The organism is Bacillus sp. EB106-04-02-XG92 (assembly GCF_058791995.1).
This window is the reverse complement of sequence record NZ_JBYTEA010000004.1, coordinates 430,892-456,283: the sequence shown is the minus strand read 5'-3', so window position 1 is coordinate 456,283 and position 25,392 is coordinate 430,892. Positions and strand designations below refer to the sequence as shown.

Genomic DNA, 25,392 nt, shown 5'->3' with positions numbered 1-25,392 from the left:
ATCAGCTGTAAATTTAGCCATAGAAAAACTGCACCTCCAATTGTTAGACTGTGTCTAACAATTGGGGTGCAGTTCATAATTCCTTACTCTTTTTTACTTTTATAGTGTGAATAATTGACTGTCTCTCGTATTTAATTGTCGTTCTTTTTTAATTCTTATGGATCTTAGTACGATCCCAATTCCAAGAAATATAATAGTAGCAATAACTCCGCTAATAGGGTTTAACCAAAAATCACTGCTGTTGGTAAATGTAATAATACCTGTTATTGTAACTAAAACGGTAGGAACGGCATCTTCAATTGCATGCATGATTACGCATGGCCACACTGATTTTGTAAGTCTATATATTTCGACATACATAATAGACCAACAAACCATAAGTATACAGCCTGATAAAAGCATATTTAATCTTGAAATGGATTCGAAATACTCATTTGGTAAAAAGACTATATAATAAGCAGCATGCCAAAGAGCCCAAATTAAACCAGAAACTAAATAAATTAGCCAATCGTTTAATTTTAATTCAATAAGCTTTGGGGTTAAATAACCACGCCAAGAGAACTCTTCGAAAATATTTTTAATAAAATTACCTATTGTAGACATGAGTATGAGTGAGCATAATGAGGACATCTCAAAGTTAGATATGTTAACGACTCCGAAAAATAGAGCTAAGCTTATAGTTATTAGTGTAACGAATGGATAAATAAGTATTGCTATGAAATACCATTTAAAGCTTCCTTTTAAATTTGGTTTGATACCAAAATCATGCCAATCTCGGCTAAGAACTCTAAGTAATATGCTGATGAAGAAAGGGAGTATAAGCCATAAGCCCATGCCTAAAGAATTTTCTTCAGGTTGATCTGTTAGTAGAGAATCAAGAAATACACCGATCCAACCACTTGCTAGCACAATTAACACAAAAATAATTAAATATAACTTTACATGCTTTCTATTGGTTGTAGTCATTTCGAATAAACTCCTTTTTTATTTTTGATATTTACCTATTGAAACTTCTCATTATTTTACAAGTGAAAGGAGGAAATCGATAGAAAGGTAGATGAGAGTTTAAGTTTAGTTAGTGTATGAATCGTTATTATTAATAGAAAGTAATAGTATTTATTTGCATTATTTTATTATATGTAAAGTGTTGTAATTTAGATGTTTTATATTCTTATAATGTAAAAATAACGATTAGATTTTAAAATTAGAAAGATAAAAAGTGAGTTTTTTCGGAAAATTTAAATTGAAACTATTGACTTTATAAATGGATTTTTAATACAATTGTATTTCGACTGAAAAATTAGAACGGACAGGAGGGAATCATCAAATGAACAACATTTTTGAAGAAGAGTTACAAAGGATGAAAGATACATTACGTACGATGGATGATCAATTAGAACAGCTCGAAAACATTCCGGTTTATTATGGAGATGATTTTAAAGAACAAATTCTAGAAAGCATGAGAGAATCTAATAGGCAAAATTTACGTATCGGTGTACAAGAACCATACTTTGGAAGATTAGATTTTCAAGAGGACGGTAAGGAAGATGTTATGCCGATCTACATCGGTAAAGTAGGTGTTTCACATAAAGACACAATGAAACCAATTGTAATTGATTGGCGGGCACCTGTCGCAAGTATGTTTTATTCATTTACCGGTGGAGAAGAATTAGCATTTTATCAATCGCCAGACGGATTAGTTGAAGGTGATGTGTATTTAAAGCGAAACATCTCTATTCGAAAAAGAGAACTAGAACGTGTTGTTGATACATATGTAAAAGGAAATGAAGATGTCTCGCATGCCGATGATTTTCTTCTATATCGATTAGGTGAGAATAAAGATAATAAACTTAAGGATATTGTTTCGACGATACAATCGGAGCAAAATGATATTATACGTGCGGAAAGAAACTTACCACTACTTATTCAAGGGGTTGCAGGGAGCGGAAAAACAACAATCGCTTTACATCGCCTTGCTTTTTTAATTTATGAATATCGTGAGCAGCTAGAAGCTGAGAGAATGATTGTATTCGCTCCAAATAGTCTGTTTTTAGATTATATTTCGAGTGTACTTCCTGAATTAGGTGTAGGGAATATTAGTCAAACAACATTTTCAGATTGGGCATTACGAACATTAGATGATTCGGTGAAACTAAAGCAGACAGAAGAAAAATTGAAAGAAGCATTTTCTATTAATCGTGATGAAGAAAAAATTATGCTCGGTAAATTGAAAGGTACTTTGGAATTTAAGTCCTTTATTGAAGAGAGAATGTTTCAATTTGAAAAAGAATTAGAACCAACAAGTGATTTTGAAGCATGGGATAAAGCTATTATTCCAGTGGAAGACATAAAAAAATGGATGCAAGTGGAATATAAACATTATCCATTAAAGAAAAGAAGAGAAAGATTAGTCGGCCGAATGAAGCGCTGGATTGAAATTGAACTAAAAAAGTATGGAGAAACAAACGAGAAGAAATTACTAAAAAAAGAAGCGACAAAGAGATTGAACACTTATATGAAGTTTTGGCCGAAGATGAGCTCACTTTCAATTTATAGTTCAATATTGAAAAGTAAAGAAATACTAGAAGTATTGCCTGAAGAACTTGTGAAAGAAACTGAAAAGAGTTGTCGTAAAAAAGAAGTGTATGTAGAAGATTTACCAGCTTTAATTTACATACATCACCACATAACAGGTATTGAAATCGGACAGAAATTCCATCACGTCGTTATTGATGAAGCGCAAGATTTCTCGCCATTCCAAGTTTATGTATTAAAAGAAATTACACTAGGTAACTCTTTCACTATATTAGGTGATTTATCTCAAGCAATTTATGATTATCAAGGGATTGAAGATTGGGGTGCTTTTAAGGAAGTATTCCAAGAAACAGGTTATTATGAACTGACGAGAAGTTATCGCTCTACAAAAGAAATTATTGAATTTGCAAACGAGGTTATTAAAAATGCAGAAATTCCAGTTGGGCTCGCAACACCAGTTTTTCGTAGTGGTGAAGATGTTAAAGTAATCCATACAGAAGATCAATTTAATGAGATTATGAAGACGTTAAAGCATCTACAAAATGAAGATGTGAAAACAATTGCGGTAATAGGAAGAACAGACGATGAATGCCGTGATATATATGAAAAGTTAACAAAGGCAGGATTGGCTGTAAACGTCATTGAAGCAGATCAAAGTAAATATGAAGGTGGTATTTCGGTAGTACCTGTATACTTGGCGAAAGGGCTAGAATTTGATGCAGTTCTACTAATCGATGTTGATGAAGAACATTATAAAAATACAAAACACGATGCGAAGTTATTGTATGTCGGATGTACAAGGTCGCTTCATGATTTATGGATTTTCCATAGTGGAGAAGCATCGCCTTTAATTAACGGATTAAAATAAAAATGAAACGCAAGAGGCTTTTCTAGTAACAAAAAGAAGAACATCTTGTTTTTCTATATAAAGGTATGGGGAGAGAATAACTATGTTTACAAAGGTAATAACGAAAAGAAATTGGGAAATCGCAAAGATAAATGGAGAAATTAATGAAGCCTCATTAAAAGAAGAGGGATTTATTCATTGTTCGTTTTTTGAACAAGCTTTAAAAGTCGCTGAAAAACATTTTAGTCATGAAGAAGATGTTTTATTACTAACAATTGATCCAATTCTGTTAAAAGCAGAAATAAAATATGAACTTGCTTCTAACGGTCAAGAATATCCGCATGTATATGGTGTAATCAATGTTGAGTCGATTGTAGAAGTTATCCCATTTTATAAAGAAAAAGGAGAGTTTATATTACCAGAGGTACAACAGTAAGATAGTTATAGATATATAAATTAGCTCAAAAAGCGCAAATTATATAGTTTGTGCTTTTTTGTTATCTATTTTTTGGAAATTATTTATTGTTTTTATCACAATAATACTGTACGATACATAGTATAAAACACATACTGTATGACATATAGTAATGAAAACGAGGTGAGTGAATGGATGCTTTATTAAATTCGTTAATTACTGAACTAAGAAGAGGTACATTAACATTAGCGGTTTTAAGCCAGTTAAGAACACCGCAGTATGGGTATTCACTTGTCCAATTATTGGAGCAATCAGGGATTACAATCGATCAAAGTACGTTATATCCACTACTTCGCCGATTAGAAAAGCAGGAGCTAGTGACGAGTAGTTGGGATAAAACGGAGAGTAGACCGCGTAAGTATTATGTTTTAAGTGAATACGGATTAGAGATATTTCTGCAGCTGAAGAAAGAATGGATAAAGGATTCGAAAGAGCTTTATAACCTATTAAAGGAGGAGGACAAAAATGAATTTGATTGATATTTATGTAGAAGAAGTAGCGAAGAGATTACCTGAAAAAAATCGTGACGATATTATTCTTGAATTAAGATCAACAATCGAGGATATGTTACCTGATGATTATAATGAAGATGATGAAAAAAGGGTTCTTGAAAAATTGGGAAGTCCAGTTTCATTGGCTAATGGATATTTGGATAGACCGATGCATTTAATTGGACCACGTTATTTTGATGTATATACGACGTTATTAAAAATGATCATACCGATTGCAGCTGTTATCGCACTCATTACAATGGTTGCAGAAAATTTTGTAGGATATGATGGTGAGCAAGCGATATTAAATGTTATTTTAAATGTGATAGGTAAAGGAATTGGGGGAATTATCGAAGTAGGCCTCCATGTATTTTTCTGGTTGACAGTTGTATTTGCAATTTTAGAAAGAACAGATAAAGACAAAGGTACTCAACCGTTGACAACAAGTTTAAAAAAATGGACGCCTGATGATTTGAAAAATACTTCGTATGTTCCAAAGAAAAAGTCGATTTCAAAGTTCGAAGTATTTGGCGGGTTAATGTGGACGGCAATATGGGCAACACTTTATTTTTATGCGAACCATCTTGTAGGTGTATATCATGGTACAGAAAGCGGATTGAAGTTTGTCGCGCCTACTTTTAATCAAGATGTGTTACTTCAGTATTGGCCAATCGTTGTAATGATGATTGTGTTTGAAATAGGTATATCTCTTTATAAGTTAGTACAGGGACAATGGACGAAAAAGTTGGCAATTGGGAATGCTATTCTTCAAATAGTTGGAACAATTGTATTCATTGTAATTGTAGTAAATCCGCATTTATTTAATGAAGGATTTATTACGTATGTGGCAAATGTGTTTACTACTTCTCCAGAGGAAGTTAAAAAGTGGTTAATTGGTGGAGGTATTATCATTTACATTTTGTCTGCTGCGTTAAATATATTTGATGGCTTCCGAAAAGCTCGTATTCGTATATAGGAGTGAAATTAGAGGAAAGGAAGAAAGTGATGATAAGGGAAGCAAGGAAACAAGATGTAACATACATGTTAGATATTTATAATGATGCTATATTGAATACAACGGCCGTATATACGTATAAACCTGTAACCCTTGAAAATAGAATAGACTGGTATGAACAAAAAAAGGCTGAAGGGTATCCAATTTTAGTATATGAATTAAATAATAAAGTAGTAGGATTTGCGACATTTGGACCGTTTAGAATTTGGCCTGCCTATAAATATTCAATTGAACATTCTGTGTATGTTGATAAGAAATATAGAAAATGTGGAATTGGAACTTCTTTGATGAGAGCATTGATCACAATTGCAAAAGAAAGAGAATATATGACTTTAATTGCTGGAATTGATGCACATAATGAGAAAAGTATTTCCTTACATGAAAACTATGGATTTGTTCATGCAGGGACAATCAAAAAAGCTGGTTATAAATTTAATAGGTGGTTAGACTTAGCTTTTTATCAATTAGAGCTTAATGGTCCTAAAAAGCCTACGGAAGAATAGAGTATTGAGCTTTACTTAATATTTAATTTAGAAAGATAGCATGGGGAAATTTCATGCTATCTTTTTTATTGTATGCATACATATCAAGTAACAAAAAAGGGGTTATACATTCTATATCGAAATTTAAGAATGTAATAAAACAATATAAAAAGAGGTGCGAATATGCAAATTGTCATTAAAAGAATGAAAGAAATACAATCTGGTCAAGTTGGAGTAATTGTGTCTTCTACAAAATCTGAAGATATAATTGCCTCCTATAATAATGAACTATATGTTCCTTTAGCATCAGCAGCAAAAGTGGCAATTGGATTTGCACTAGCAATCATGATAAAAGAGAAACAAATTAGTTGGGATGATATACTTCACCAAATTAAATTTGATTCGAAAGAAGATAGCGTACAATTATATCCGCATTTGCAAGGGAGAGATACATTATCACTTAGTAAAGCAGTTGAAGTGATGATAGCGTGTCATGATAGTTATATTGCAAAGTCGATTGTAATGCACTGCGGAGGATGGGATGTCATTAGAAAATATGTTTCAATGTACTTCCCTAACATACATGTTCAAGAAAACCCTAGAGATGAACAAAATGTTGGAGAGTTAAATCAAGTACATTCACTATTAATACATATTTTTCGAGGTTATAAAAGTGCGCCTGAATTATGGGAACCAATAATAAATGGAATGGTAAGGCAGCAAGGAGAATATGAAGGGATACCGTATTATCATATAGCTCATATGACAGGTGGACTGCCCACAGCAATAATAAATATTGGTATAATAGGAATGTTCCATGAATACCCGCTTCTATATGTTATTGGAGGAAAAGATTTGCCTGATCGATTTGATAATAACGAAGTCGATGAAACCGTTGTATCGACTTTGAAATGCATATATAAAAAATATAATGATGGCATGCTAGGGGTGAGTGATTAAAACGAAACTTAAAAACTTCAACAATCAATATTGATTTTAACAATTATTGTTTTAGAAATTGGAATTGCGATTTAGGATCATAATTTGTCATTACATACAATTTACTTTGCAGCGATTCTGATTTGTATAGTATTGCTCTTTGGCACACGTATTTCTAAAGAGAAAGAAAATACATCGAAACAGAGACGAAGAAAAACAACTCTTATATTTGGGCCATCTATTTTATTGTCTATCGCTTGTTTTGCAGTTATAAGTTATATAAGAATAGGCTATGTTTTTGTACCAGGTATAATAGGCTTTTCATGCTTTGTTACTTATGGTGGTTTTGTATTTATTAGTATATTAAAAAAGAAAAAAAGGTAGCGTATTAAGTTGAAAGGAAGAAATATATGAAACAAATAGAGGATGGTACTCGCGCTGAAGGAGAATACATAAAAAATAAAGTAATTCAATATAACATGTCTATGTTAACAGATGAAGTAAAACAGCCGATGGAACAAGTAAGTTTTGTTGTGAAAGATGAGGCTGGGAAAATCTTTGGCGGCGTAACAGGAACGATGTATTTTTATCATCTTCATATAGATTTTTTATGGGTTGATGAATCAGTTCGTCATGATGGTTATGGTAGTCAGCTGTTACATAAAATCGAAAGTATCGCGAAGGAAAAAGGTTGTAGATTAATATTATTAGATTCGTTTAGTTTTCAAGCACCAGAATTTTATAAAAAGCACGGCTATCGAGAATATGGTGTTGTTGAAGATCATCCTAAAGGGCATAGTCAACACTTTTTAGAGAAAAGATTATAGGAATCGTATTCCTGTTCTACAAAAAAAGTGGATTTTAAAAGCATCACCTTGTTGGTGATGCTTTTTTTAGTTTATGGTAACTAAGCAATTTGATACAATAATGGGAACCAAAAGTGCAATTCGTATAACAATGATTTACTTTTTTAATGGAAATGAGTTACTGTCTTTGTAGAAAACAATTGTCGTATTCACTTTATAAACTAACAATAACTGTTGATTTTTTAGGAGGAGAAGAGCAAGAAGACTAGCTCTGAATATAATAATGATAAAGGAGGTGTTATGCAATGGGTTATATTGTAGATATTTCGAAATGGAACGGTAACATTAACTGGGATGTAGCAGCTCCACAACTAGATTTCGTAATCGCTAGAGTACAGGATGGTTCAAATTATGTAGACCCTTTATATAAAGATTACGCCCAAGCAATGAAAACTAGAAATATTCCTTTCGGTAACTATGCATTTTGCCGCTTTATTTCAATTGCTGATGCGAAGAAGGAAGCACAAGATTTCTGGAATCGTGGTGATAAGAGAGCTACAGTTTGGGTTGCTGATGTAGAAGTGAAAACAATGGATGATATGAAAGCTGGTACCCAAGCATTTATCGATGAATTACGCCGAATAGGTGCTAAAAAAGTTGGATTATATGTAGGACATCATATGTATGGACCTTTCGGTATGGCAAACGTAAAAAGTGATTTTGTATGGATTCCTAGATATGGCGGTAATAGACCAGCATATCCTTGTGATATTTGGCAATACACTGAGACAGGTAATGTACCAGGGATCGGTAAATGTGATTTAAACCAATTAATTGGAAATAAGCCCCTTTCTTGGTTTACTGAATCGGTACCAAAACAAGAAAATATACAAGCACAAGTTTCTAAACAAAATATCATTCAAACTGGAGCCTTTTCACCTTATGAAACTCCAGATGTTATGGGAGCATTAACTTCTTTAAAAATGACTGCTACCTTCATTTTACAATCAGATGGTCTAACATATTTTATTTCGGAACCTACTAGTGACACGCAATTAAACGCTATGAAAGCTTGGCTGGATCGGAAAGGTTGGTGGTATGAAGTTAAATGAAAATAAGAGCTGTCCTATTGGGCGGCTCTTATCATTATTCAATTCAATATATTACGTGTTATTTTTAATATAGAAGAAATATGAAAGCATGAGAGAGGGACTGTTTATATTGCAATTGTAAAATCGATATTATAAATTAATCTGATTAAGGTTTTAATAGCAGGTTAGATTCTATAGTTTTATAGTATAGGAAGTAAGATAAAATAAATAAAATGAGCAATTTGATGGGAGAAAGAAAATGTACACGTATAAATTGCAACATGAACAACCAATCTGCGTAGAAAAAATAAGAAAACTTTATGACTCCGTCGGTTGGTGGCCAGAAAGAAAAGAAATCGATATTCAAAAAATGTTAAAGAATAGTATAGCGATTGGGGTATGGGAAAAAAATGAATTAATCGGATTTGCTAGAGTTGTTTCTGACGGTGTTTTCCGGGCATATATAGAAGATGTTGTAGTACATGAAAGTGTAAGAAATAAAGGCATTGGAGAGAAAATGCTAACTATATTACTTCAAGAAATATCTCATGTTCATATTGTTAGTCTATTTTGCGGAGAGCAATTAATAAAGTTTTACGGCGAACAGCAATTTCAAGCAACAAAGCAAATTGTAATGCATCGTAATCAAATCGTGAAAGAATAAGAGGTACCAATTAAAATGAATGCAACTAGAACATATTGTTTATCAAAAAGAAAAGCGACTGAAGATTCTCCTGATGGTTGGAATGCAACATGTATGAGGATTAATAATAAAATATTTGCGATAATAAACCATGAAGAAGGAGAAAAATCTGCGATTACATTAAAATGTGATCCAGAACTTGCACTAAGATTAAGAGAAGAGTATCCAGAAGCAATCATTCAGGGGTATCATATGAATAAGAAACATTGGAATACAGTGTATATACATAAAGGTGTAGAGCAAGAGCAAATTAATAAGATGATTGATTGGTCATATGATTTAGTCCTACAATCATTTTCAAAGAAAAAGCAGCAAGAGTTATTAGATTAGTATGTATAAGGGGTGGATGATTTGAAGGACACGATTAAAAGTACATATGATAAATTAGCGAGTACATATAAAGAAAATCTAGATGTCGCAAATCCATATAACAGCTATTACGAAAGACCAGCGATGATGGAGATGATTCCAAAGAATTTAGAAGAGAAGAATATATTAGATGCTGGATGTGCAGCAGGGTGGTATACTTCTCAATTTGTAGAAAGAGGAGCAAATGTAACTGCAATTGACGTAAGTTCTGCAATGGTAAAAGCTGCAAAGGAAAGTATGGGCAATAAAGTAACGTTTCTTTGTCATGACTTGCAAGAAATATTACCATTTAAAGATAATACTTTTGATGTAATTGTAAGTTCGCTAACGCTTCATTACTTAGAAAATTGGAATCAAGTATTTCAGGAGTTTCGTCGTGTATTGAAGCCAGGTGGAGAGTTTATATACTCCATTCATCATCCTTTTATGGATTTTACAAAGTTTGCTAGTGAAAATTATTTCGAAAAACAATTATTAGTAGATACTTGGGTTAAACCAAATATTACAATTGAAGTTGAATTTTTTAGAAGGTCACTTCAAGACATAATTAATGAAACAACAAATTATTTTGTGTTAGAAAAAATGGTGGAACCGAAGCCAGTTGAAAAAATGAGGGAAGTTAACGAAAAATCATATCATTATTTAAATACAAATCCACATTTTCTTATTATAAAAGCCATTAAAAAATAGCTAGTAAAATAATTATATTTTACTAGCTATTTACAGTTTTAAATTATATATTAGGAGATCTTGAAATGAAAACGAAACGAAATAGACTATTATATGCACTGTTTACTATCGTTATAATTATTTTAGGACTTAGCTCAAGAAAGTTAGCTTTTGCTTTACCTCATTTATTAAATGAGTACTTAGGCGATGCTTTATGGGCATTCATGATTTTTACAGGGTTCGGTTTTTTATTTCCTAAAATAGAAACGAAGAAATTGACTTTTATAAGTTTGCTGTTTTGTTATGGGATTGAATTGAGCCAATTATATCATGCCGAATGGATAGATGGCATTCGTGCAACGACTTTAGGTGGGCTCGTATTAGGTTACGGATTTTTGTGGAGTGATATAGTGGCTTATACAATTGGTGTTGGAGTAGGATTTCTATTTGAGTTTCTTTTTCGGAAGGAATAAGAGATTTGGTATGTTATGCTTTCAATTTAAATTATCTTTATTACTTATTTTGTTCAGTTAAAAGATTTATTAAAGTTAAATGAAGAGATGTTCTTCTGGATTTTTGCAAATAAAGATGCTATTGAAGAATCAATAGCAAGGGGGGTATGAATATGAAAAAAATCATATTAATAGGTTCTGGTGGTTCAGGAAAATCTACATTAGCCAGACAGTTAGGTAATAAATTAAATATTAAAGTGCATCATCTTGATGCGTTATTTTGGAAACCGAATTGGGAAGGTGTACCGAAAGAGGAGCAAAGGAAGGTTCAAAATGAATTAGTTAAAGAAGAAGAGTGGATTATTGATGGAAATTATGGCGGGACAATGGATATAAGAATGAACGCAGCGGATACAATTATCTTTCTTGATATTCATAGAACAATATGTGTGTATCGTGCTTTTAAAAGGGTTGTACAATATCGGAATAAAACAAGACCGGATATGGGGGCTGGATGTGAAGAAAGGTTTGACTTGCAATTTTTCAAATGGATATGGGAATACCCTAAAACGAAACGACCTTCAATTTTAAAGCGGCTAAATCAATTGAGTAAAGATAAAGATGTTATTATTTTAAAGTCTTCAAATGAAGTAAAACTATTTTTAGAGAAGTACGATACTATAAATAGTTAGATTTTAAAAAGAAATAACATGGGGGGGATAGAATTGAATAGATTCATTGACCCGGTTGATTCTATTATGGTGAAAATTTCAGCAGGAAAAGTAGAATTAAGAGATGATCGAATTAAAAAAGAATGGCAAGTTCAGGTTAAATCGTTTCTTCTTGCAAAATATGTTGTAACGATGGAATTATATGATGCGATTACGAATCATACATCAAATTTATCCAAATATAAAAACAAACCAGTTGTAAATATTTCATGGAATGATGCCATTATATTTTGTAATTTACTTTCAAAAAAAGCGGGATTAAAAGAATATTATTCTATTAGTGACGGTGGTCAAATTGTTAGTTGTCATTTAGATTCAAATGGGTACCGATTACCTTCAGAAGCAGAGTGGCAATATGCATGTAAAGCAGGAACTACTGGATACATATACGGTGAACTGAAAGAGATTGCTTGGTATAATGAAAATTCAGATGGACATATTCATGAAATCGGTAAAAAAGAGCCGAATGCATGGGGCTTGTATGATGAGATTTTTACATTTATAGGTCAGTAATAAATAGAAAATTATACATGAGAAGAGTGTCTATATGAAATGATATAGACACTCTTCTTTTATATGAAGCGGAGAATTCATTGTTTTGAAATGTTAAATATCCTGTTTTGTAAATTCGACCATAGTTTTACGTGTTACTAATGCTTTCATCATTTCTGCACAACTTCTGCACATACTTTGATGATTTCTATGTCATGATATATTCATCAAGTGAAATGTTTCACAAGAAATGAAATATATTTTCACTGCGGTGTATGCATAATGAACACATACATCGATACAAGATTGTCTTTTGTTATTCTTTTACATCGAAGCCCACATTACACTACAAAGTATAACAAGAAGGGGACAAGAACATGAATAATCGATTATTAAAACAACTACAAAACATGAAAATGAACAAAAAAAGTCTAGGAGCTGTTGCATTAACAGCTGGAATTATTGGCACGACACTTATTCCTCAAAACGCATACGCGCACGGTTTTGTTGAAAAGCCTAGCAGCCGATCTGCTTTATGTAGTCCAACCTATGGTGCACTAAATGCAAACTGCGGAAGTGTTATGTATGAACCACAAAGTTTGGAAGCTCCAAAAGGGTTCCCGCAAGCTGGCCCGATTGATGGCCAAATCGCTTCTGCAGGTGGTAAATTTGGTGGTGTTTTAGATCAACAAACAGCTGATCGTTGGTTTAAAAATACAATCACAGGCGGGGAAAATACTTTTACTTGGAAATATACAGCGCCTCACTTAACGAGCAAATGGCATTACTATATTACTAAAAAAGGATGGGATCCAAATAAAGCGCTCACAAGAGCAGATTTAGAACCAATTGGAACTGTACAACATGATGGCTCTGCAGCCTCAAATCATTTAACTCACAAAATTAATGTACCTACTGATAGAAGTGGATATCATGTGATTTTAGCAGTATGGGATGTAGCTGATACAGCAAATGCATTCTATAATGTAATTGATGTTAATCTTATTAATGATATGAAACCGGACATAGAAGCTCCAAGTACTCCAAATGGTATTCAAGCACTTAAAGTAACAGCGAATAATATAGAACTAACGTGGAATGCTTCTACGGATAATGTAGGGGTGAAAGGGTATCAAATCTTTCGTAACGGAGAGATGATTGATACAGTACCAGGAACTCATTTTATTGATAAAAAATTACAACCAAGTACAGAATACTCTTATACTGTAAAAGCAATTGACGCAGCTGGCAATGTATCGAAAGAAAGTGCAGTGCTTACAGTAAAAACAACAGTTGAGACTCCTGATACAGAAGCACCAACACAACCAAAAGGGTTACATAGTATGGGAACGACAGCGTCAAGTGTAGATTTAATGTGGAGTCCTTCTGACGATAATATTGGTGTAGACCATTACGATATTTATAGAGAAACAGAAGGATCATTGAAAAAAATTGCAACATCCAATACGACTTCTTATATGGATAAAAATTTACTTCCTAATACTACTTATAAATATGTAGTGAGAGCTGTTGATGTAGCTGGAAATGAATCTGTACAGAGTGATATATTCACGATTACTACAAAAACTGAAAGCGTTTTATATGAAGAGTGGGATGCAAAGAAAGCATATGAAAAGGGAGATAGAGTTCTACACGAAGGAAAAGTATATGAAGCAGTCCAGAGTTATCAAGGAAATGGGGATCCAAACTGGATTTATGCCTTATCATTATGGAAAACAGTGTAAGCTTTACATAGATATGAACTAAGAGATGATGGGCTTTGATGCAAAAGAAAATCTTGAGAATTCATTTTTCTATTTATAAAAAAGGGTAGTATATAAATTCATATACTACCCTTTTTATTATGATAATGCTTTCGTCATAATAACGTGCGGAATACCATCTTCCATAAATACATCTGAAGAAGTTTGATAATCTAATTTTTTATAAAATCCTTCAGCTTGTGTTTGACCGTGTAGTTTTACTTTTGTTGCTTCTTTGTTACGAGCAATTTCTTCTAGCGCTTTGATTATTACTTTTCCTAATCCGTATTTACGATATTCTTTTAAAATACAGATGCGTTCTAATTTTCCTGCACCGTCAACAAATCGTATACGACCTGTACCTACAGGAAGATCGTTATAATAAACTAAAATGTGTTTACATTTCTCACTGATTTCATCGAATGTATCAAATTCATCTTCAAGAGGGACATTTTGTTCTTTTACAAATACTTCTTTTCTAATATGAAAGGCAGTTTCTAAATCTGTAAATTCTGTTATGACTTTGGAGTGCAAATGGTTCAGTCCTTTCTAGTGTGATGTGCTTTTGTTTTCATAGTATATCATAATAATAAGTAATTAAGAGAAAATATAAAAAGCTGACTGCAAGAGTCAGCCTTCATTATAATTCCTTTATCCCATTTTTTGTTCCAATAATCGCTTTGCTAGTCATATTAACAAACAATCCTGTTTCAACTACGCCTGTAATCATTTTTAATTCCGTGTGTAAATTGGCAGGATTCGTTATGTTATGAGGGAATATGCAATCGATAATGATGTTATTGTTATCGGTAATAAATGTTTCATTATTTTGTAAACGTAACGTTGTTTGACAACCTAAAGATTGAATTTTCCTTTCGGTTTGTTTCCATGAAAAAGGTATAATTTCAACCGGTAATGGGAAAGTACCTAAATGCGTTACGAGTTTCGATTCATCAGCAATGATAATTAGTTCTTTAGAGGAGGAGGCAACGATTTTTTCGCGAAGTAATGCGCCACCACCACCTTTTATAATCTGTAAATTTGAATCAATTTCATCAGCACCATCGATTGTGAGATCGAGTATTTCAATTTCGTTTAAGGAGATTAATGGAATAGATAGTTGTTTAGCTAATGCTTCCGTTTCTTTTGACGTTGGTACAGCTTGAAATGATAATCCTTCTTTTACACGCTCACCTAATTTTTGTATCGTCCAATATACAGTAGAACCTGTACCTAGCCCAACTTTCATTCCATCTTTTACAAAGTTAGCGGCATATTCACCTGCGAGTTGTTTTAAATGTAACATATTATTCTGCTGGACGTGGGCCTGCATCAAGACCTGAATTTTCTACTGTAAGTATAGGGCGAACGACTATATCTTTATGTACGTGCATTTGGCATGATAAACGTAAGTGATCTTCAATTCCTTTTTCCGTAATTGCATTTTTTTCATTAGAACTTGCTTCACAAAACTCACCTGCTATAATTTCTACTCTACAAGTAGTGCAGCGTGCTTTCCCGCCGCAACGATGGAGAATGTTTACACCGTTATCTTCAATCGCTAATACTAACTTTGTGCCTTCTTTTACATCAAAAGTTCCTGCACCTTCAATTGTTAATTTTGGCAATTTTGTTCCTCCTCACGTAAAATTGTACATAACATATTTATGACCGCGAATTATTGAACATAAACATAATTTTTTTATTTGCCCCGTAACTTTTTTGTTTGTTGAATCGTTAATTAAGTAAGCGCTGAAAAGGAGTGGTTATTTTGTGCACAAAAGTAACTCATATTTTTAAAAATCATATCGATATGAATCATTCGAATATAAACTTTTTAATTGAGCAATACGGAGAATTGAAAAGGTACTGTACATTTTTAACGAAAAATAAATGGGATGGCGAAGATCTTGCCCAAGAAACAATTTGTAAAGTTCTTCAAAAATATAGTAATAAAGATATTTGTATGACACTTGTATATAAAATAGCTAGAAATCGTTGGATAGACCAGATGAAATCAAAATCAGTTCATGAAAAAATAAAGGAACAAATTACTTTTGAAGAACCACAAGAGAACATTGCAGATTTGCATGAAATGGTAGAGAAAGTATTATCTTCATTAAATGTACAACAATCTGCGATTTTATTATTAAAGGATGTTTTTCAATTTAGTATCGCTGATATTGCTAAAGTATGTTCTGTATCGGAAGGTGCAGTAAAAGCTTCTTTATTTCGGAGTAGAAATAGGCTAAAAACTGTAAGTGAAGAAGGGATTGAGATCGTCGAATTCACAGATGAAATTGAAGTTGTAGTAACGTCTATTCGTGAGGAAAAGCCAGAATTGTTAACAAAGCTTCTTCCGACAATAGATTTTACTAAGTTACCATCTAAACAGCCAGTCTTATTATTTAATGCGAAAAAACCTTCTTCCTACAGTTGTATGCTTCGCGCAGCATAACAATTATTGGAGGGATATAAAATGAATGCAATTCCATATGTTGTAGAACAAACGAAATTAGGAGAACGTTCCTATGATATATATTCAAGGTTATTAAAAGACCGCATTATTATTATCGGTTCAGAAATAAATGATCAAGTAGCGAGCAGTGTCGTAGCGCAATTATTATTTTTAGAAGCGGAAGATGCAGAGAAAGATATATTTTTATACATTAATAGCCCAGGCGGATCAACGACAGCAGGTTTTGCCATATTAGATACGATGAATTTAATCAAACCAGATGTACAAACGCTATGCATGGGATTTGCAGCATCATTTGGTGCATTGTTATTATTATCAGGTGCAAAAGGAAAACGGTTTGCGCTACCTAACAGTGAAATTATGATTCATCAACCGCTTGGTGGTGCAAAGGGGCAGGCTACGGAAATTGAAATAACAGCAAAAAGGATATTGAAGTTAAAGCATGATATTAATGAAATGATTGCAGAAAAAACGGGGCAACCAATTGACAGAGTAGCACATGATACAGAAAGAGATTATTTTATGACTGCAGAAGAAGCGAAAGCATATGGGATTGTAGATGATGTTGTTACAAAAAAATAAGATAAAACAGGCTAGAGGATACGATAATCCTCTAGCCTGTTTTTATTAATCCTTTATCCATTCATCGACTAAAGCTTGATTCTTTTTAATCCATTTTCGCGCTGCTTCTTCGGGATCTTTCATTTTATTTAACTCGACCATTAATGTACCAAGTTGTTCATCGTTCATTTTCCATTTGTCAAAGTATTTTATGATATCCGGATGATCTTTTTCGAAACCTTTACGAACAGAGTAATAAATGTCATCTTTTTCACCATATACTTTCTTAGGGTCTTTTAAATATTTTAAATCAAATTCTGAAAAGCCCCAATGCGGATTCCAAAGCGTAACAGCGATTGGTTTCTTTTTCGTATATGCTTTCTTTAGTTCACTCATCATCGCCGCTTCAGAAGATTGGACAAGTTTTAGTTTAATATCATATTCCTTCATCGCTTTATTTGTTAAATTCATTAGACTGCTGCCAGGTTCAATTCCAACGATTTTGTTATCTAGTTCATCTTTATGTGTATTTAAATCTTCAATACTGTTTATGTTTTTCACATAAGAAGGGACAACTAAACCTAGTCCAGTTCCTTCATACCATTTTGATTTTAAGACAATATCATCTTTATAACGGTCATTTAGTGGTTTATCCGTAACGGGTAGCCATACTTCTAAATTAGCATCAACATCACCGCGAGCAACACCAGTCCAAATTGCCGCTTTTTCTAAATACATGAGCTCAACTTTGTAGCCTTTTTGTTCTAATAGAACTTTCCACATGTTTGCAGTTGCAATATTTTCTTTCCAACTTGTTACACCTAGTTTAATTTTTCCTTTCGAATTTGCATTTGTTGCATTACATGAAGAGAAAATCATAGTAATAAATAATGCAAGGCATATAAGCCATATTTTCTTTCTCATTGAGAACCTCCTCAGAAACGTTTGCCTTTTTAAATAAATGTATAAGTAAGCATTCTTATTATGAACGGAAATGAGAATTTTAAAGAAATCTTATGAATGTCATTTTTATGTAATATTTCTTTGTAAAATCGCAACACTATGTGAATAGATGGGTAGAAAAGGAGTAGTGACATGGATAATACAAAGGTGCGTGTTGAAAACGTAACAAAAGTATTTGGGAAAAACCCGCAAAGGGCGCTTGCTTTATTAAAAGAAGGGAAAAATAAATCGGAAATTTTAAAAGAGACCGGAATGAACGTTGGCGTGAAAAAGGCAACGTTTGAAGTATACTCTGGAGAAATTTTCGTTATTATGGGTTTGTCTGGTAGTGGCAAATCAACTCTAGTTCGAATGCTTAATCAATTAATCAAACCGACAGCAGGACACATATACATAGACGGTGAAGACATCGCAACAATGGGAAAAGAAGAGTTACGAAGAGTGAGAAGAACAAAGATGAGTATGGTGTTTCAAAAGTTCGCTTTATTTCCTCATCGTACTGTTTTGCAAAACGTTGCATACGGATTAGAAATACAAGGAGTTCCCGTAGAGGAACGAGAGAGAAAAGCGTTAGAGTCTTTGAAATTAGTTGGATTAGACCATCATAAAGATAACTATCCAAGTCAACTGAGTGGTGGTATGCAGCAGCGTGTTGGTATTGCGAGAGCACTTACAAATGATCCAGATGTTTTACTTATGGATGAGTCATTTAGTGCATTAGATCCACTGATTCGAAAAGAAATGCAAGATGAGCTGTTAGAGTTACAAGATAAAATGGAAAAAACAATTATATTTATTACACACGATTTAGATGAAGCCCTTCGAATTGGTGATCGAATTGCGTTAATGAAAGATGGAGAGGTTGTCCAAATTGGAACGCCGGAAGAAATTATGATGAGTCCTGCGAATGAATTTGTAGAGAAGTTCGTGGCGGACGTGAATTTAGGAAAAGTAATCACAGCGGAATCTATATTAAAACGGCCAGAGACATTACTAATTGACCGTGGACCACGTGTAGCACTTCAAATTATGAGGAACGCTGGCGTTTCAACTGTATATGTTGTTAATAAAAAGTATGAGTTTTTAGGTATATTAACTGCGGATGATGCAAGTAAAGCTGTTCAAAAACAGTGGCCGATTGCTGATTTATTACTTACCGATATCCCGCATGTGTATGTAGATACGTTACTGGAAGAAACATATGCGAAAATGGCAGAGATGAAATATCCGTTACCAGTAATTGATGAGAAGAAAAGGTTAAGAGGAATTATTAAACGTGAAAGTGTCATTCAAGCTCTTGCAGGAAACATTGAGGAAGAGGTGAAAGACGATGAATAATATACCACGTATTCCTTTAGGGGAATGGGTTGATTCATTTGTTGCAAGTTTATATGAGCACCTTGAAGGCTTATTCCGAGGATTTTCTTATATTATCGGTGGATTCGTTGATTTACTCACTAATTTTTTAACAATAATACCGGCCATATTGATGATTATTATCCTATGTTTCCTCATTTGGTACACAACGAGAAAGGTATCTTTAATTATTTTTACACTGATCGGTTTATTATTTATTTTAAATATTAACTATTGGGCACAGACGATGCAAACATTAGCGCTCGTACTTACATCTGTTATTATTTCAATTATTGTCGGAATCCCAATCGGAATTTTAGCTTCTCAAAATGAACGCTTTTCAAAATTTTTAAAACCGACATTAGACTTTATGCAAACAATGCCAGCTTTCGTATATCTTATTCCTGCGATTACATTTTTCGGAGTAGGTGTAGTACCTGGGATTATTGCATCAGTAATCTTTGCAATGCCACCGACAATTCGTTTTACTGACTTAGGAATTAGACAAGTTCCAGAAGATTTAATAGAAGCAGCGAATGCTTTTGGCTCTACCGCATCACAAAAACTATTTAAAGTACAATTACCACTCGCAACTGGAACAATCATGGCTGGTGTGAACCAAAGTATTATGCTTTCTTTATCGATGGTAGTAACAGCATCGCTTGTAGGAGCACCAGGTCTTGGAGTTGATGTATATCGTTCTGTAACACAAGTTAATATCGGAATGGGATTTGAAGCAGGACTAGCTATTGTTGTCATTGCGATTATATTAGACCGCATTACACAAGGATTTCATCAAAAAAGAAGATAAAAAGAAAACACACTTTATTATACAAAGTGTGTTTTTTGTTTGAATAAATTACATATTATTCTGTTCGATTAATGGGATTAGTTTTGCTTATTTACTTTCAAGACTTGTAGTACACAGCATCATACATTGAGAATCATGATGCAACGTATTCCTCATAGGATGGGAGAAATATACTTATTGTTGATTTACATTTGGATTCCAGAGAGGATGCATTTGAATCGTTCTTATAGTAAATGTCTACATATAATGAATGGTCACTTGAAATTTTTCATTATAAAAGGAATATATATAGAAAATGGAAAATATTATATGTGAAGTTAAAGTGCATTTTTTGGAAATGTTCAAGTGAGTTAGTGAATATAGTAATACATTCAAGTAAAAGTAAGTTATTCAAGGAGAAAAGATGGGAGGAGATGCAATTTTGGCTAAAAATAACAAAAGAAATGATGCCTTGGCAATTGGTATCGGTATAGGGGTTGTAATCGGTGTGTTTCAAGGGTTCTTTACTAATAATTTAGTAATCGGAATTGTGATAGGGATTGTAATTGGAATTGTGTTTTTGAAGAAATAGTGAGATGTAAATTTATTTAAAAAATCGCTTCATTAAATGAATGAATTTTCGGAATATAAATCCTGTTTTTCCTTTTTTTATGATATTATATATAGAAAGGTTGGTGAGAGAATATGCATACAACAAATAATAGACAATATTCATGGGTAGGAAATACGAAGATGTATTTAGACGAAGTTTCAGTAAAACAATATGGTGATATTATACTCGGTACATATGGCGGGAATATAAGCGCCGGAGCTAAAAAGAACGAAGATGGTGCGTTAGTTTGGTCGAATGGTGATTGGGAATTTACAGCTATTTTAGATGGACATAATAGTGCGGAAAGTGTTGATTTAGTAGTAAATACAATCCAAAAAGAATATGAAAATATAAAAGTAATAATGAATGAATCGATTTTTACAGTATTTCGATCTGTTGAAAATCATATACTTACAATTTTTCAGTCCACTTCATTTAAAGAAAAGTGCCAAAAAATTAAAGGTGAAACTGCTTGCTTAATATGTGTAAGAAAAGAAAATTATATATGGTGGTTGTCTATTGGCGATTGCCTCATTTATGTATTTCATGAAGAGTTACATAAGTTAGGACAATATGCATTAAATCAACGTCATTTTTATGAATGGATTGGAAATGTCAATACCTTTGATTTATCTGTACCCTGCTATTCAACAGGCATTCGTGAATTACGTACTGGAAAAAATCGAATTGTAATGGTTACAGATGGGGTATTAGAATGCGGGGAACGACACTATGAAACACCATTAAATCTGTATAATGATATGAATAGAACTAATATAGAACTTGAAGAAAGTGTTCATCATGTATTAGAGTACGTTCATCATCAATTCGGACGAGATAGTGCGACAATTATTAGTTGGGATGTTGAAAATAAAAGAAATACTACGTATCCGAGTGATCAGTCGGAGAAAATCCAGACGATAAGATAAAGGAGGTGATCTCTCTAATGCATGTGAAAGTAATTGTATTAGTTTTATGGATCATATTCTTATTTGTTTTAGAAAATATAGTGAGAAAAAGGCTAAATATACCGAAACAAAAAGGATGGAATAATAAATATGTAAATAAGCTGCATAAATGGGGAAACAGGATTATTATTTTTTCGTATATAGTAGTTATAATTATATGCTCTTCTCTTTCAAACCCTCTATACATGGGCTTCCTACCCTTTCTGTTTTTAATTACGTTGTATAGTTTCGAATCATATATGGAATGGAAATATGATAGAGAATCAAGGGAGTTTTTGATGTCCTTAGGCGGAGTTGTATCACTATTGATAACGGCGGTAATTCTATATTTCCTTATTTAATACGTATTGATTAAGACACTATGGCAATATCATAAAATGAGCAATTATAGGGAGAGAAGAAATGAAAAGTCCTCAATTACGCGCTGAAGTAATGATTTTAAATGAAGATCGTTCTAAAGTAATTGTGCAATGTGATTTAAGTGAAACATTTTATCGTTTTCCAGGAGGTTCTATTGAATTTGGTGAAACTGCAAAAGAAGTGATAATACGAGAATTAATGGAAGAATACGATTTGAAGATTGATGTCCAAGGTTTAGCCCTTGTAAATGAGCATATTTTTGAGTGGAACAACGAAAAAGGACATCATTGCACATTGATACATAGGGGAATTGTTAAAGAGAGGGTAATAAATGAAATAAGACATAAAGAATATGAGGATATTATATTAATTTGGAAAAGTATAAATGAATTAAAGGAGAAGCCCACATATCCTGAAGGAATTGTAAGTTATTTAGAGGAGAATAACCGAAATAAATAAAGTAATAGGGGGTGGAGTAATGGGAATTTCTACTTTTTGGATTATAAGTATTATTTTTTGTATAGCTGTCTATTTTTTTGATAAGTTTTTAAGAAAAAAATTGAATATGCCGAATAGGGGTTTTTGGGGATATAAAAAACATGTAAATAGTTTACACAAAAAATTAGAAATCGGACTATTGTTTATTTATTTAATAACTAGTTTTATTTTTCTCGTTAAATTCGAAAGCGTTACTATTGCTTACGTCATTTTTACTTATTTAGGCGGAACGTTAGTATTAAGAGCATGGATGGAATGGAAATTTGATAGAGAATCGAAAGAATATATATTTTCGATGATCGGAGTATTTACATTTGCTTTTATGACTTCGATGCTTTTTTACTTCTTTCCATCTGCCGCATAAAAAAATGATTGTTGGTGGTATAAATAATGAAATGACTTGAAAGGGATGTAAGTTATTTACAAAAGGATAACTGCCATGTAATCCACTTTATTTTAAATAATGCAACGTAGTAATTGGAGGGGATTGAACATGTGGAATTCTACTGTTTGGATAATAATTATTGGAGTTGGTATAGGTGGTTATTTTTTAGAAGAGTTTTTAAGAAAAAAGTTAAATATGAAGAAGAGAGGTTTCTTTGGATATAAGCATGTAAATAGCTTACATGTAAAATTGGAAATTGGATTATTTATAATTTATTTTATTAGTAGTATAATTTATACTAACAACTTTGAAAATGCAAATGTAGGCTATGCATTCTTCGCTTTTTTTGGAGTATTATGGACATTACGTGCATGGATGGAGTGGCAATATGATAGGGAATCGAAAGAATATATTATATCAATAATTGGCTTATTCACATTTTTTATTGCGATTTCATTGCTACTTTACTTCAATCCGATTTCAGCGTAAAAGTAAATCTATAGATATAAAACGAGGGGATGAAATGGTTTGGGGTTAAATAACATATTAGAACAAATTCGAGTGAAGTCTGTAGAGCAATCACTACTAATAATAGGTGTCGATGGTTGTGGGGGAGCAGGAAAAAGTACGTTAGCTAATAAAATAAAAAATAAGTTTTCAACTGTAACGATTGTTCATATGGATGATTTTTATTTACCATCTGCACAAATTGTAAATGAACATCCTACGAAAAAGTCAGTTGGTGCAGATTTTGATTGGAAACGCCTTTTACAAGAAGTTTTAGAACCAATTCGTAATGGCATTGAAGGATGTTATAAACGTTACGATTGGGAAACGGATTCTTTAGCAGAAGCTCATACGGTTCCTGCAAACGGAATTGTAATTATAGAAGGTGTATATGCAACACGTCAGGAGCTGGCGGAAATGTATGATTTAAAAATATGGGTGAATTGTCCTCGTGAAACGCGTATAAAAAGAGGGATTGCTAGAGATGGAGAAGCAGCGCGCGATATGTGGGAAAACAATTGGATGGTTGCTGAAGATATGTATGTCGAAAGTCATAAACCGCAAGAATTTGCAGATTTTATTATTGATGGTACAAATAATGAAATAACTAATAAATAAGAAACCATTTAGTACTAAATGGTTTCTTATTTAAATTCATCATTTATTTTGGCTAATATAGATGTAACGAAATTCGTTTTATCCTCTGCATATTGATGTTTATCATTAGGATTAGCTTGTGAAAGTTGAATCTTTAACTGTTCATACTGTATACGAGAAGTTTTGTTGTTTATTAAGTAATCTCTGAATTGTAATTGCTCTATTAAGTATGTATTTCCTTGTTCATACATATGAATTTGATGAGTTCGTGGTTCCCCTTTATTAAAATAATATCGTTCAGGTAGTACATCTTTTCTGTATTTATAGTTTAGCAGTTCTAACTTTTTAATACATGTTAAACCGTCCTTATAATTTTTTAGTTCGATTGCAATATCAATAATTGGCTTTGCACTTAAATGTGGAATAGAGGTACTACCGATGTGGTGTATCGCTAAAATATATTCGCCAATTTGTTCCTCAATGAATTGTTTCTCTTTCATATATTCAATTTCCCATTGTTCAGTCCACGGAACTAAAAATACTTTTCCATATGGTAAACCTAACATTTAATTCGCACCTCTTTCAAAATGGTTTCAAAAGTCTATTACATTTTCTTAAAGGTTTTCAATACAAGGTATTCCCACAATCTCCAAGGAAGAATCTTCTTCGCAAAGATCATGAATTTCACACCTTTTCCAATCGGATATCGTAAATTCGTACGCTTAGATTCAGCGATTTCTACAATTTTATTAGCAACATCTATCGGATTACCAAATGTATCACTGCCGCTATTCATATGTTTTTGTATTTTATCCATATATTCTTTGTAAGGAGAAGTAGTATAAGATTGGTTTGTAGCTAGTTGTTTACCAACTTCCCATATATTCGTGTTATAAGAACCTGGTTCCACTAAAGCAACATCTATTCCGAACGGTTTTACTTCTAAACGAAGGGATTCACTCCAGCCTTCTAATGCATATTTTGAAGAAACGTAAGGGGATAGACCAGGAAATCCAACTTGACCACTAATGCTGCTTATATTAATGATTTTCCCACTTTTTTGTTCTCTCATATAAGGTAATACAAGTTGAGTAATTGATATAGATCCAAAAAGGTTCGTTTCAAATTGTTTACGGTATTCCTCTACTGGAATTTCTTCAACAAATCCTCCAGTTGCATATCCTGCGTTATTAATAAGTAGATCTACTCTATTTATTTCTTTTATATATAATTGAAAGTTATGTATAGAGTTTTGATCTGTTACATCTAATTGTTGAACTGTTATGTTTTGTTGTAAGTTGAGTTTAGTAGCTTGAGATATTAAATCTTCTTGTTTATTAAGGTTTCGCATTGTAGCAATGACTAAAAAGTCTTTTTTTGCAAGCTCAAGTGTTGTTAATAGACCGAAACCACTTGAAGCCCCGGTAATAACTGCGATTTTTTTATTCATTTTTT

32 protein-coding genes and 3 pseudogenes are annotated in these 25,392 nt (G+C 32.7%); 28 read left to right on the top strand and 7 right to left on the bottom strand.

The window, feature by feature from the left end:
- Positions 1-99: 99 nt before the first annotated feature.
- Positions 100-966 (bottom strand): CPBP family glutamic-type intramembrane protease, encoded by an 867-nt coding sequence (locus AC3WVA_RS13865; RefSeq protein ID WP_098344344.1) that lies wholly within the window; start codon positions 964-966, stop codon positions 100-102.
- A gap of 361 nt (positions 967-1,327) precedes the next feature.
- On the opposite strand from AC3WVA_RS13865, the gene AC3WVA_RS13860 reads away from it, so the two are divergent.
- The 17 genes and pseudogenes from AC3WVA_RS13860 (at position 1,328) to AC3WVA_RS13780 (ending at position 13,842) form a co-directional block, all read left to right on the top strand.
- Positions 1,328-3,403: a HelD family protein gene (locus AC3WVA_RS13860; protein ID WP_492321997.1), complete on the top strand. Its 2,076-nt coding sequence runs from the start codon at positions 1,328-1,330 to the stop codon at positions 3,401-3,403.
- An 82-nt stretch (positions 3,404-3,485) separates the two neighbouring features.
- Positions 3,486-3,818, top strand: a complete 333-nt coding sequence (locus AC3WVA_RS13855; protein ID WP_048525889.1) for a DUF952 domain-containing protein — start codon at positions 3,486-3,488, stop codon at positions 3,816-3,818.
- 170 nt (positions 3,819-3,988) lie between these two features.
- Positions 3,989-4,336, top strand: coding sequence for a PadR family transcriptional regulator (locus AC3WVA_RS13850; protein WP_061679735.1), 348 nt, complete (start codon positions 3,989-3,991; stop codon positions 4,334-4,336).
- The gene (locus AC3WVA_RS13845; RefSeq protein ID WP_098344346.1) at positions 4,323-5,324 is read left to right on the top strand and encodes an HAAS signaling domain-containing protein; all 1,002 of its coding nucleotides are present in this window, start codon (positions 4,323-4,325) and stop codon (positions 5,322-5,324) included. The genes AC3WVA_RS13850 and AC3WVA_RS13845 overlap by 14 nt, the downstream gene beginning before the upstream one ends.
- 29 nt (positions 5,325-5,353) lie before the next feature.
- A complete protein-coding gene (locus tag AC3WVA_RS13840) occupies positions 5,354-5,866 on the top strand; it encodes a GNAT family N-acetyltransferase (protein WP_098344347.1) in 513 nt (170 codons plus the stop codon).
- A 162-nt stretch (positions 5,867-6,028) separates the two neighbouring features.
- Positions 6,029-6,805 carry a serine hydrolase gene (locus tag AC3WVA_RS13835; RefSeq protein WP_098344348.1) on the top strand — a complete coding sequence of 259 codons (777 nt, stop codon included), beginning with the start codon at positions 6,029-6,031 and terminating at the stop codon, positions 6,803-6,805.
- A 23-nt stretch (positions 6,806-6,828) separates the two neighbouring features.
- A pseudogene (locus AC3WVA_RS13830) lies at positions 6,829-7,168 on the top strand (hypothetical protein).
- A 26-nt stretch (positions 7,169-7,194) separates the two neighbouring features.
- Positions 7,195-7,611, top strand: coding sequence for a GNAT family N-acetyltransferase (locus tag AC3WVA_RS13825; protein ID WP_429604008.1), 417 nt, complete (start codon positions 7,195-7,197; stop codon positions 7,609-7,611).
- A gap of 284 nt (positions 7,612-7,895) precedes the next feature.
- Positions 7,896-8,702, top strand: a complete 807-nt coding sequence (locus AC3WVA_RS13820) for a GH25 family lysozyme (protein WP_098880852.1) — start codon at positions 7,896-7,898, stop codon at positions 8,700-8,702.
- A 238-nt stretch (positions 8,703-8,940) separates the two neighbouring features.
- The gene (locus AC3WVA_RS13815) at positions 8,941-9,345 is read left to right on the top strand and encodes a GNAT family N-acetyltransferase (RefSeq protein WP_071757635.1); all 405 of its coding nucleotides are present in this window, start codon (positions 8,941-8,943) and stop codon (positions 9,343-9,345) included.
- Positions 9,346-9,360: 15 nt separating this feature from the next.
- The gene (locus AC3WVA_RS13810) at positions 9,361-9,714 is read left to right on the top strand and encodes an MmcQ/YjbR family DNA-binding protein (RefSeq protein WP_098344351.1); all 354 of its coding nucleotides are present in this window, start codon (positions 9,361-9,363) and stop codon (positions 9,712-9,714) included.
- A 21-nt stretch (positions 9,715-9,735) separates the two neighbouring features.
- Positions 9,736-10,443: a class I SAM-dependent methyltransferase gene (locus tag AC3WVA_RS13805; protein ID WP_098344352.1), complete on the top strand. Its 708-nt coding sequence runs from the start codon at positions 9,736-9,738 to the stop codon at positions 10,441-10,443.
- Positions 10,444-10,508: 65 nt separating this feature from the next.
- The gene (locus AC3WVA_RS13800) at positions 10,509-10,895 is read left to right on the top strand and encodes a ribosomal maturation YjgA family protein (RefSeq protein WP_098344353.1); all 387 of its coding nucleotides are present in this window, start codon (positions 10,509-10,511) and stop codon (positions 10,893-10,895) included.
- Positions 10,896-10,898: 3 nt separating this feature from the next.
- Positions 10,899-11,045: pseudogene (locus tag AC3WVA_RS13795) on the top strand (aminoglycoside phosphotransferase); the annotation flags it as partial.
- A gap of 2 nt (positions 11,046-11,047) precedes the next feature.
- Positions 11,048-11,566 carry a DNA topology modulation protein gene (locus AC3WVA_RS13790; protein ID WP_098344354.1) on the top strand — a complete coding sequence of 173 codons (519 nt, stop codon included), beginning with the start codon at positions 11,048-11,050 and terminating at the stop codon, positions 11,564-11,566.
- Between the two features lie 18 nt (positions 11,567-11,584).
- Positions 11,585-12,091, top strand: a pseudogene (locus AC3WVA_RS13785) (formylglycine-generating enzyme family protein); the annotation flags it as partial.
- A gap of 383 nt (positions 12,092-12,474) precedes the next feature.
- Positions 12,475-13,842 (top strand): lytic polysaccharide monooxygenase, encoded by a 1,368-nt coding sequence (locus tag AC3WVA_RS13780; RefSeq protein WP_098880853.1) that lies wholly within the window; start codon positions 12,475-12,477, stop codon positions 13,840-13,842.
- Positions 13,843-13,959: 117 nt separating this feature from the next.
- Here AC3WVA_RS13780 and AC3WVA_RS13775 read toward each other — a convergent pair whose 3' ends face one another.
- From AC3WVA_RS13775 to AC3WVA_RS13765, 3 genes are all read right to left on the bottom strand, one after another.
- On the bottom strand, positions 13,960-14,394 hold the full coding sequence (locus tag AC3WVA_RS13775; protein ID WP_098520682.1) for a GNAT family N-acetyltransferase: 435 nt from the start codon (positions 14,392-14,394) through the stop codon (positions 13,960-13,962).
- A 106-nt stretch (positions 14,395-14,500) separates the two neighbouring features.
- Entirely contained in the window at positions 14,501-15,166 is a 666-nt protein-coding gene (gene rpiA / locus AC3WVA_RS13770) for a ribose 5-phosphate isomerase A (RefSeq protein WP_098344357.1), read from the bottom strand.
- Position 15,167: 1 nt separating this feature from the next.
- Positions 15,168-15,488 (bottom strand): 2Fe-2S iron-sulfur cluster-binding protein, encoded by a 321-nt coding sequence (locus tag AC3WVA_RS13765; RefSeq protein ID WP_048525875.1) that lies wholly within the window; start codon positions 15,486-15,488, stop codon positions 15,168-15,170.
- Positions 15,489-15,631: 143 nt separating this feature from the next.
- On the opposite strand from AC3WVA_RS13765, the gene AC3WVA_RS13760 reads away from it, so the two are divergent.
- Positions 15,632-16,318, top strand: coding sequence for an RNA polymerase subunit sigma-70 (locus tag AC3WVA_RS13760; protein WP_098344358.1), 687 nt, complete (start codon positions 15,632-15,634; stop codon positions 16,316-16,318).
- Positions 16,319-16,339: 21 nt separating this feature from the next.
- Positions 16,340-16,921 (top strand): ATP-dependent Clp endopeptidase proteolytic subunit ClpP, encoded by a 582-nt coding sequence (gene clpP / locus AC3WVA_RS13755; protein WP_048525873.1) that lies wholly within the window; start codon positions 16,340-16,342, stop codon positions 16,919-16,921.
- Positions 16,922-16,966: 45 nt separating this feature from the next.
- Here clpP and AC3WVA_RS13750 read toward each other — a convergent pair whose 3' ends face one another.
- A complete protein-coding gene (locus tag AC3WVA_RS13750; RefSeq protein ID WP_195756616.1) occupies positions 16,967-17,824 on the bottom strand; it encodes a glycine betaine ABC transporter substrate-binding protein in 858 nt (285 codons plus the stop codon).
- 171 nt (positions 17,825-17,995) lie between these two features.
- Here AC3WVA_RS13750 and AC3WVA_RS13745 point away from each other — a divergent pair, with 171 nt between their 5' ends.
- The 9 genes from AC3WVA_RS13745 to AC3WVA_RS13705 all read left to right on the top strand — a co-directional run bounded on the left by AC3WVA_RS13745 (position 17,996) and on the right by AC3WVA_RS13705 (position 23,958).
- Positions 17,996-19,201, top strand: a complete 1,206-nt coding sequence (locus AC3WVA_RS13745) for a quaternary amine ABC transporter ATP-binding protein (RefSeq protein ID WP_098344361.1) — start codon at positions 17,996-17,998, stop codon at positions 19,199-19,201.
- Positions 19,194-20,030, top strand: coding sequence for an ABC transporter permease (locus tag AC3WVA_RS13740; RefSeq protein ID WP_001059838.1), 837 nt, complete (start codon positions 19,194-19,196; stop codon positions 20,028-20,030). Before AC3WVA_RS13745 ends, AC3WVA_RS13740 begins: the two co-directional genes overlap by 8 nt.
- Before the next feature lie 403 nt (positions 20,031-20,433).
- Positions 20,434-20,601, top strand: coding sequence for a glycine zipper domain-containing protein (locus AC3WVA_RS13735; protein WP_071757629.1), 168 nt, complete (start codon positions 20,434-20,436; stop codon positions 20,599-20,601).
- 113 nt (positions 20,602-20,714) lie between these two features.
- Positions 20,715-21,551: a PP2C family serine/threonine-protein phosphatase gene (locus AC3WVA_RS13730; protein ID WP_098880855.1), complete on the top strand. Its 837-nt coding sequence runs from the start codon at positions 20,715-20,717 to the stop codon at positions 21,549-21,551.
- A gap of 17 nt (positions 21,552-21,568) precedes the next feature.
- The gene (locus tag AC3WVA_RS13725) at positions 21,569-21,931 is read left to right on the top strand and encodes a DUF4181 domain-containing protein (RefSeq protein ID WP_098880856.1); all 363 of its coding nucleotides are present in this window, start codon (positions 21,569-21,571) and stop codon (positions 21,929-21,931) included.
- A gap of 61 nt (positions 21,932-21,992) precedes the next feature.
- Entirely contained in the window at positions 21,993-22,409 is a 417-nt protein-coding gene (locus AC3WVA_RS13720; protein WP_098880857.1) for an NUDIX domain-containing protein, read from the top strand.
- A 19-nt stretch (positions 22,410-22,428) separates the two neighbouring features.
- Positions 22,429-22,812: a DUF4181 domain-containing protein gene (locus tag AC3WVA_RS13715; RefSeq protein WP_098344365.1), complete on the top strand. Its 384-nt coding sequence runs from the start codon at positions 22,429-22,431 to the stop codon at positions 22,810-22,812.
- 129 nt (positions 22,813-22,941) lie between these two features.
- Positions 22,942-23,322, top strand: coding sequence for a DUF4181 domain-containing protein (locus tag AC3WVA_RS13710; RefSeq protein ID WP_098344366.1), 381 nt, complete (start codon positions 22,942-22,944; stop codon positions 23,320-23,322).
- Positions 23,323-23,361: 39 nt separating this feature from the next.
- On the top strand, positions 23,362-23,958 hold the full coding sequence (locus AC3WVA_RS13705; protein ID WP_098344367.1) for a uridine kinase family protein: 597 nt from the start codon (positions 23,362-23,364) through the stop codon (positions 23,956-23,958).
- A 26-nt stretch (positions 23,959-23,984) separates the two neighbouring features.
- On the opposite strand, the gene AC3WVA_RS13700 is transcribed toward AC3WVA_RS13705, so the two are convergent.
- Together AC3WVA_RS13700 and AC3WVA_RS13695 are read right to left on the bottom strand one after the other, a co-directional pair.
- Positions 23,985-24,503 carry a GrpB family protein gene (locus AC3WVA_RS13700; RefSeq protein ID WP_071757627.1) on the bottom strand — a complete coding sequence of 173 codons (519 nt, stop codon included), beginning with the start codon at positions 24,501-24,503 and terminating at the stop codon, positions 23,985-23,987.
- A gap of 38 nt (positions 24,504-24,541) precedes the next feature.
- Positions 24,542-25,387, bottom strand: coding sequence for an oxidoreductase (locus AC3WVA_RS13695; RefSeq protein ID WP_218010736.1), 846 nt, complete (start codon positions 25,385-25,387; stop codon positions 24,542-24,544).
- Between the last annotated feature and the right edge of the window lie 5 nt (positions 25,388-25,392).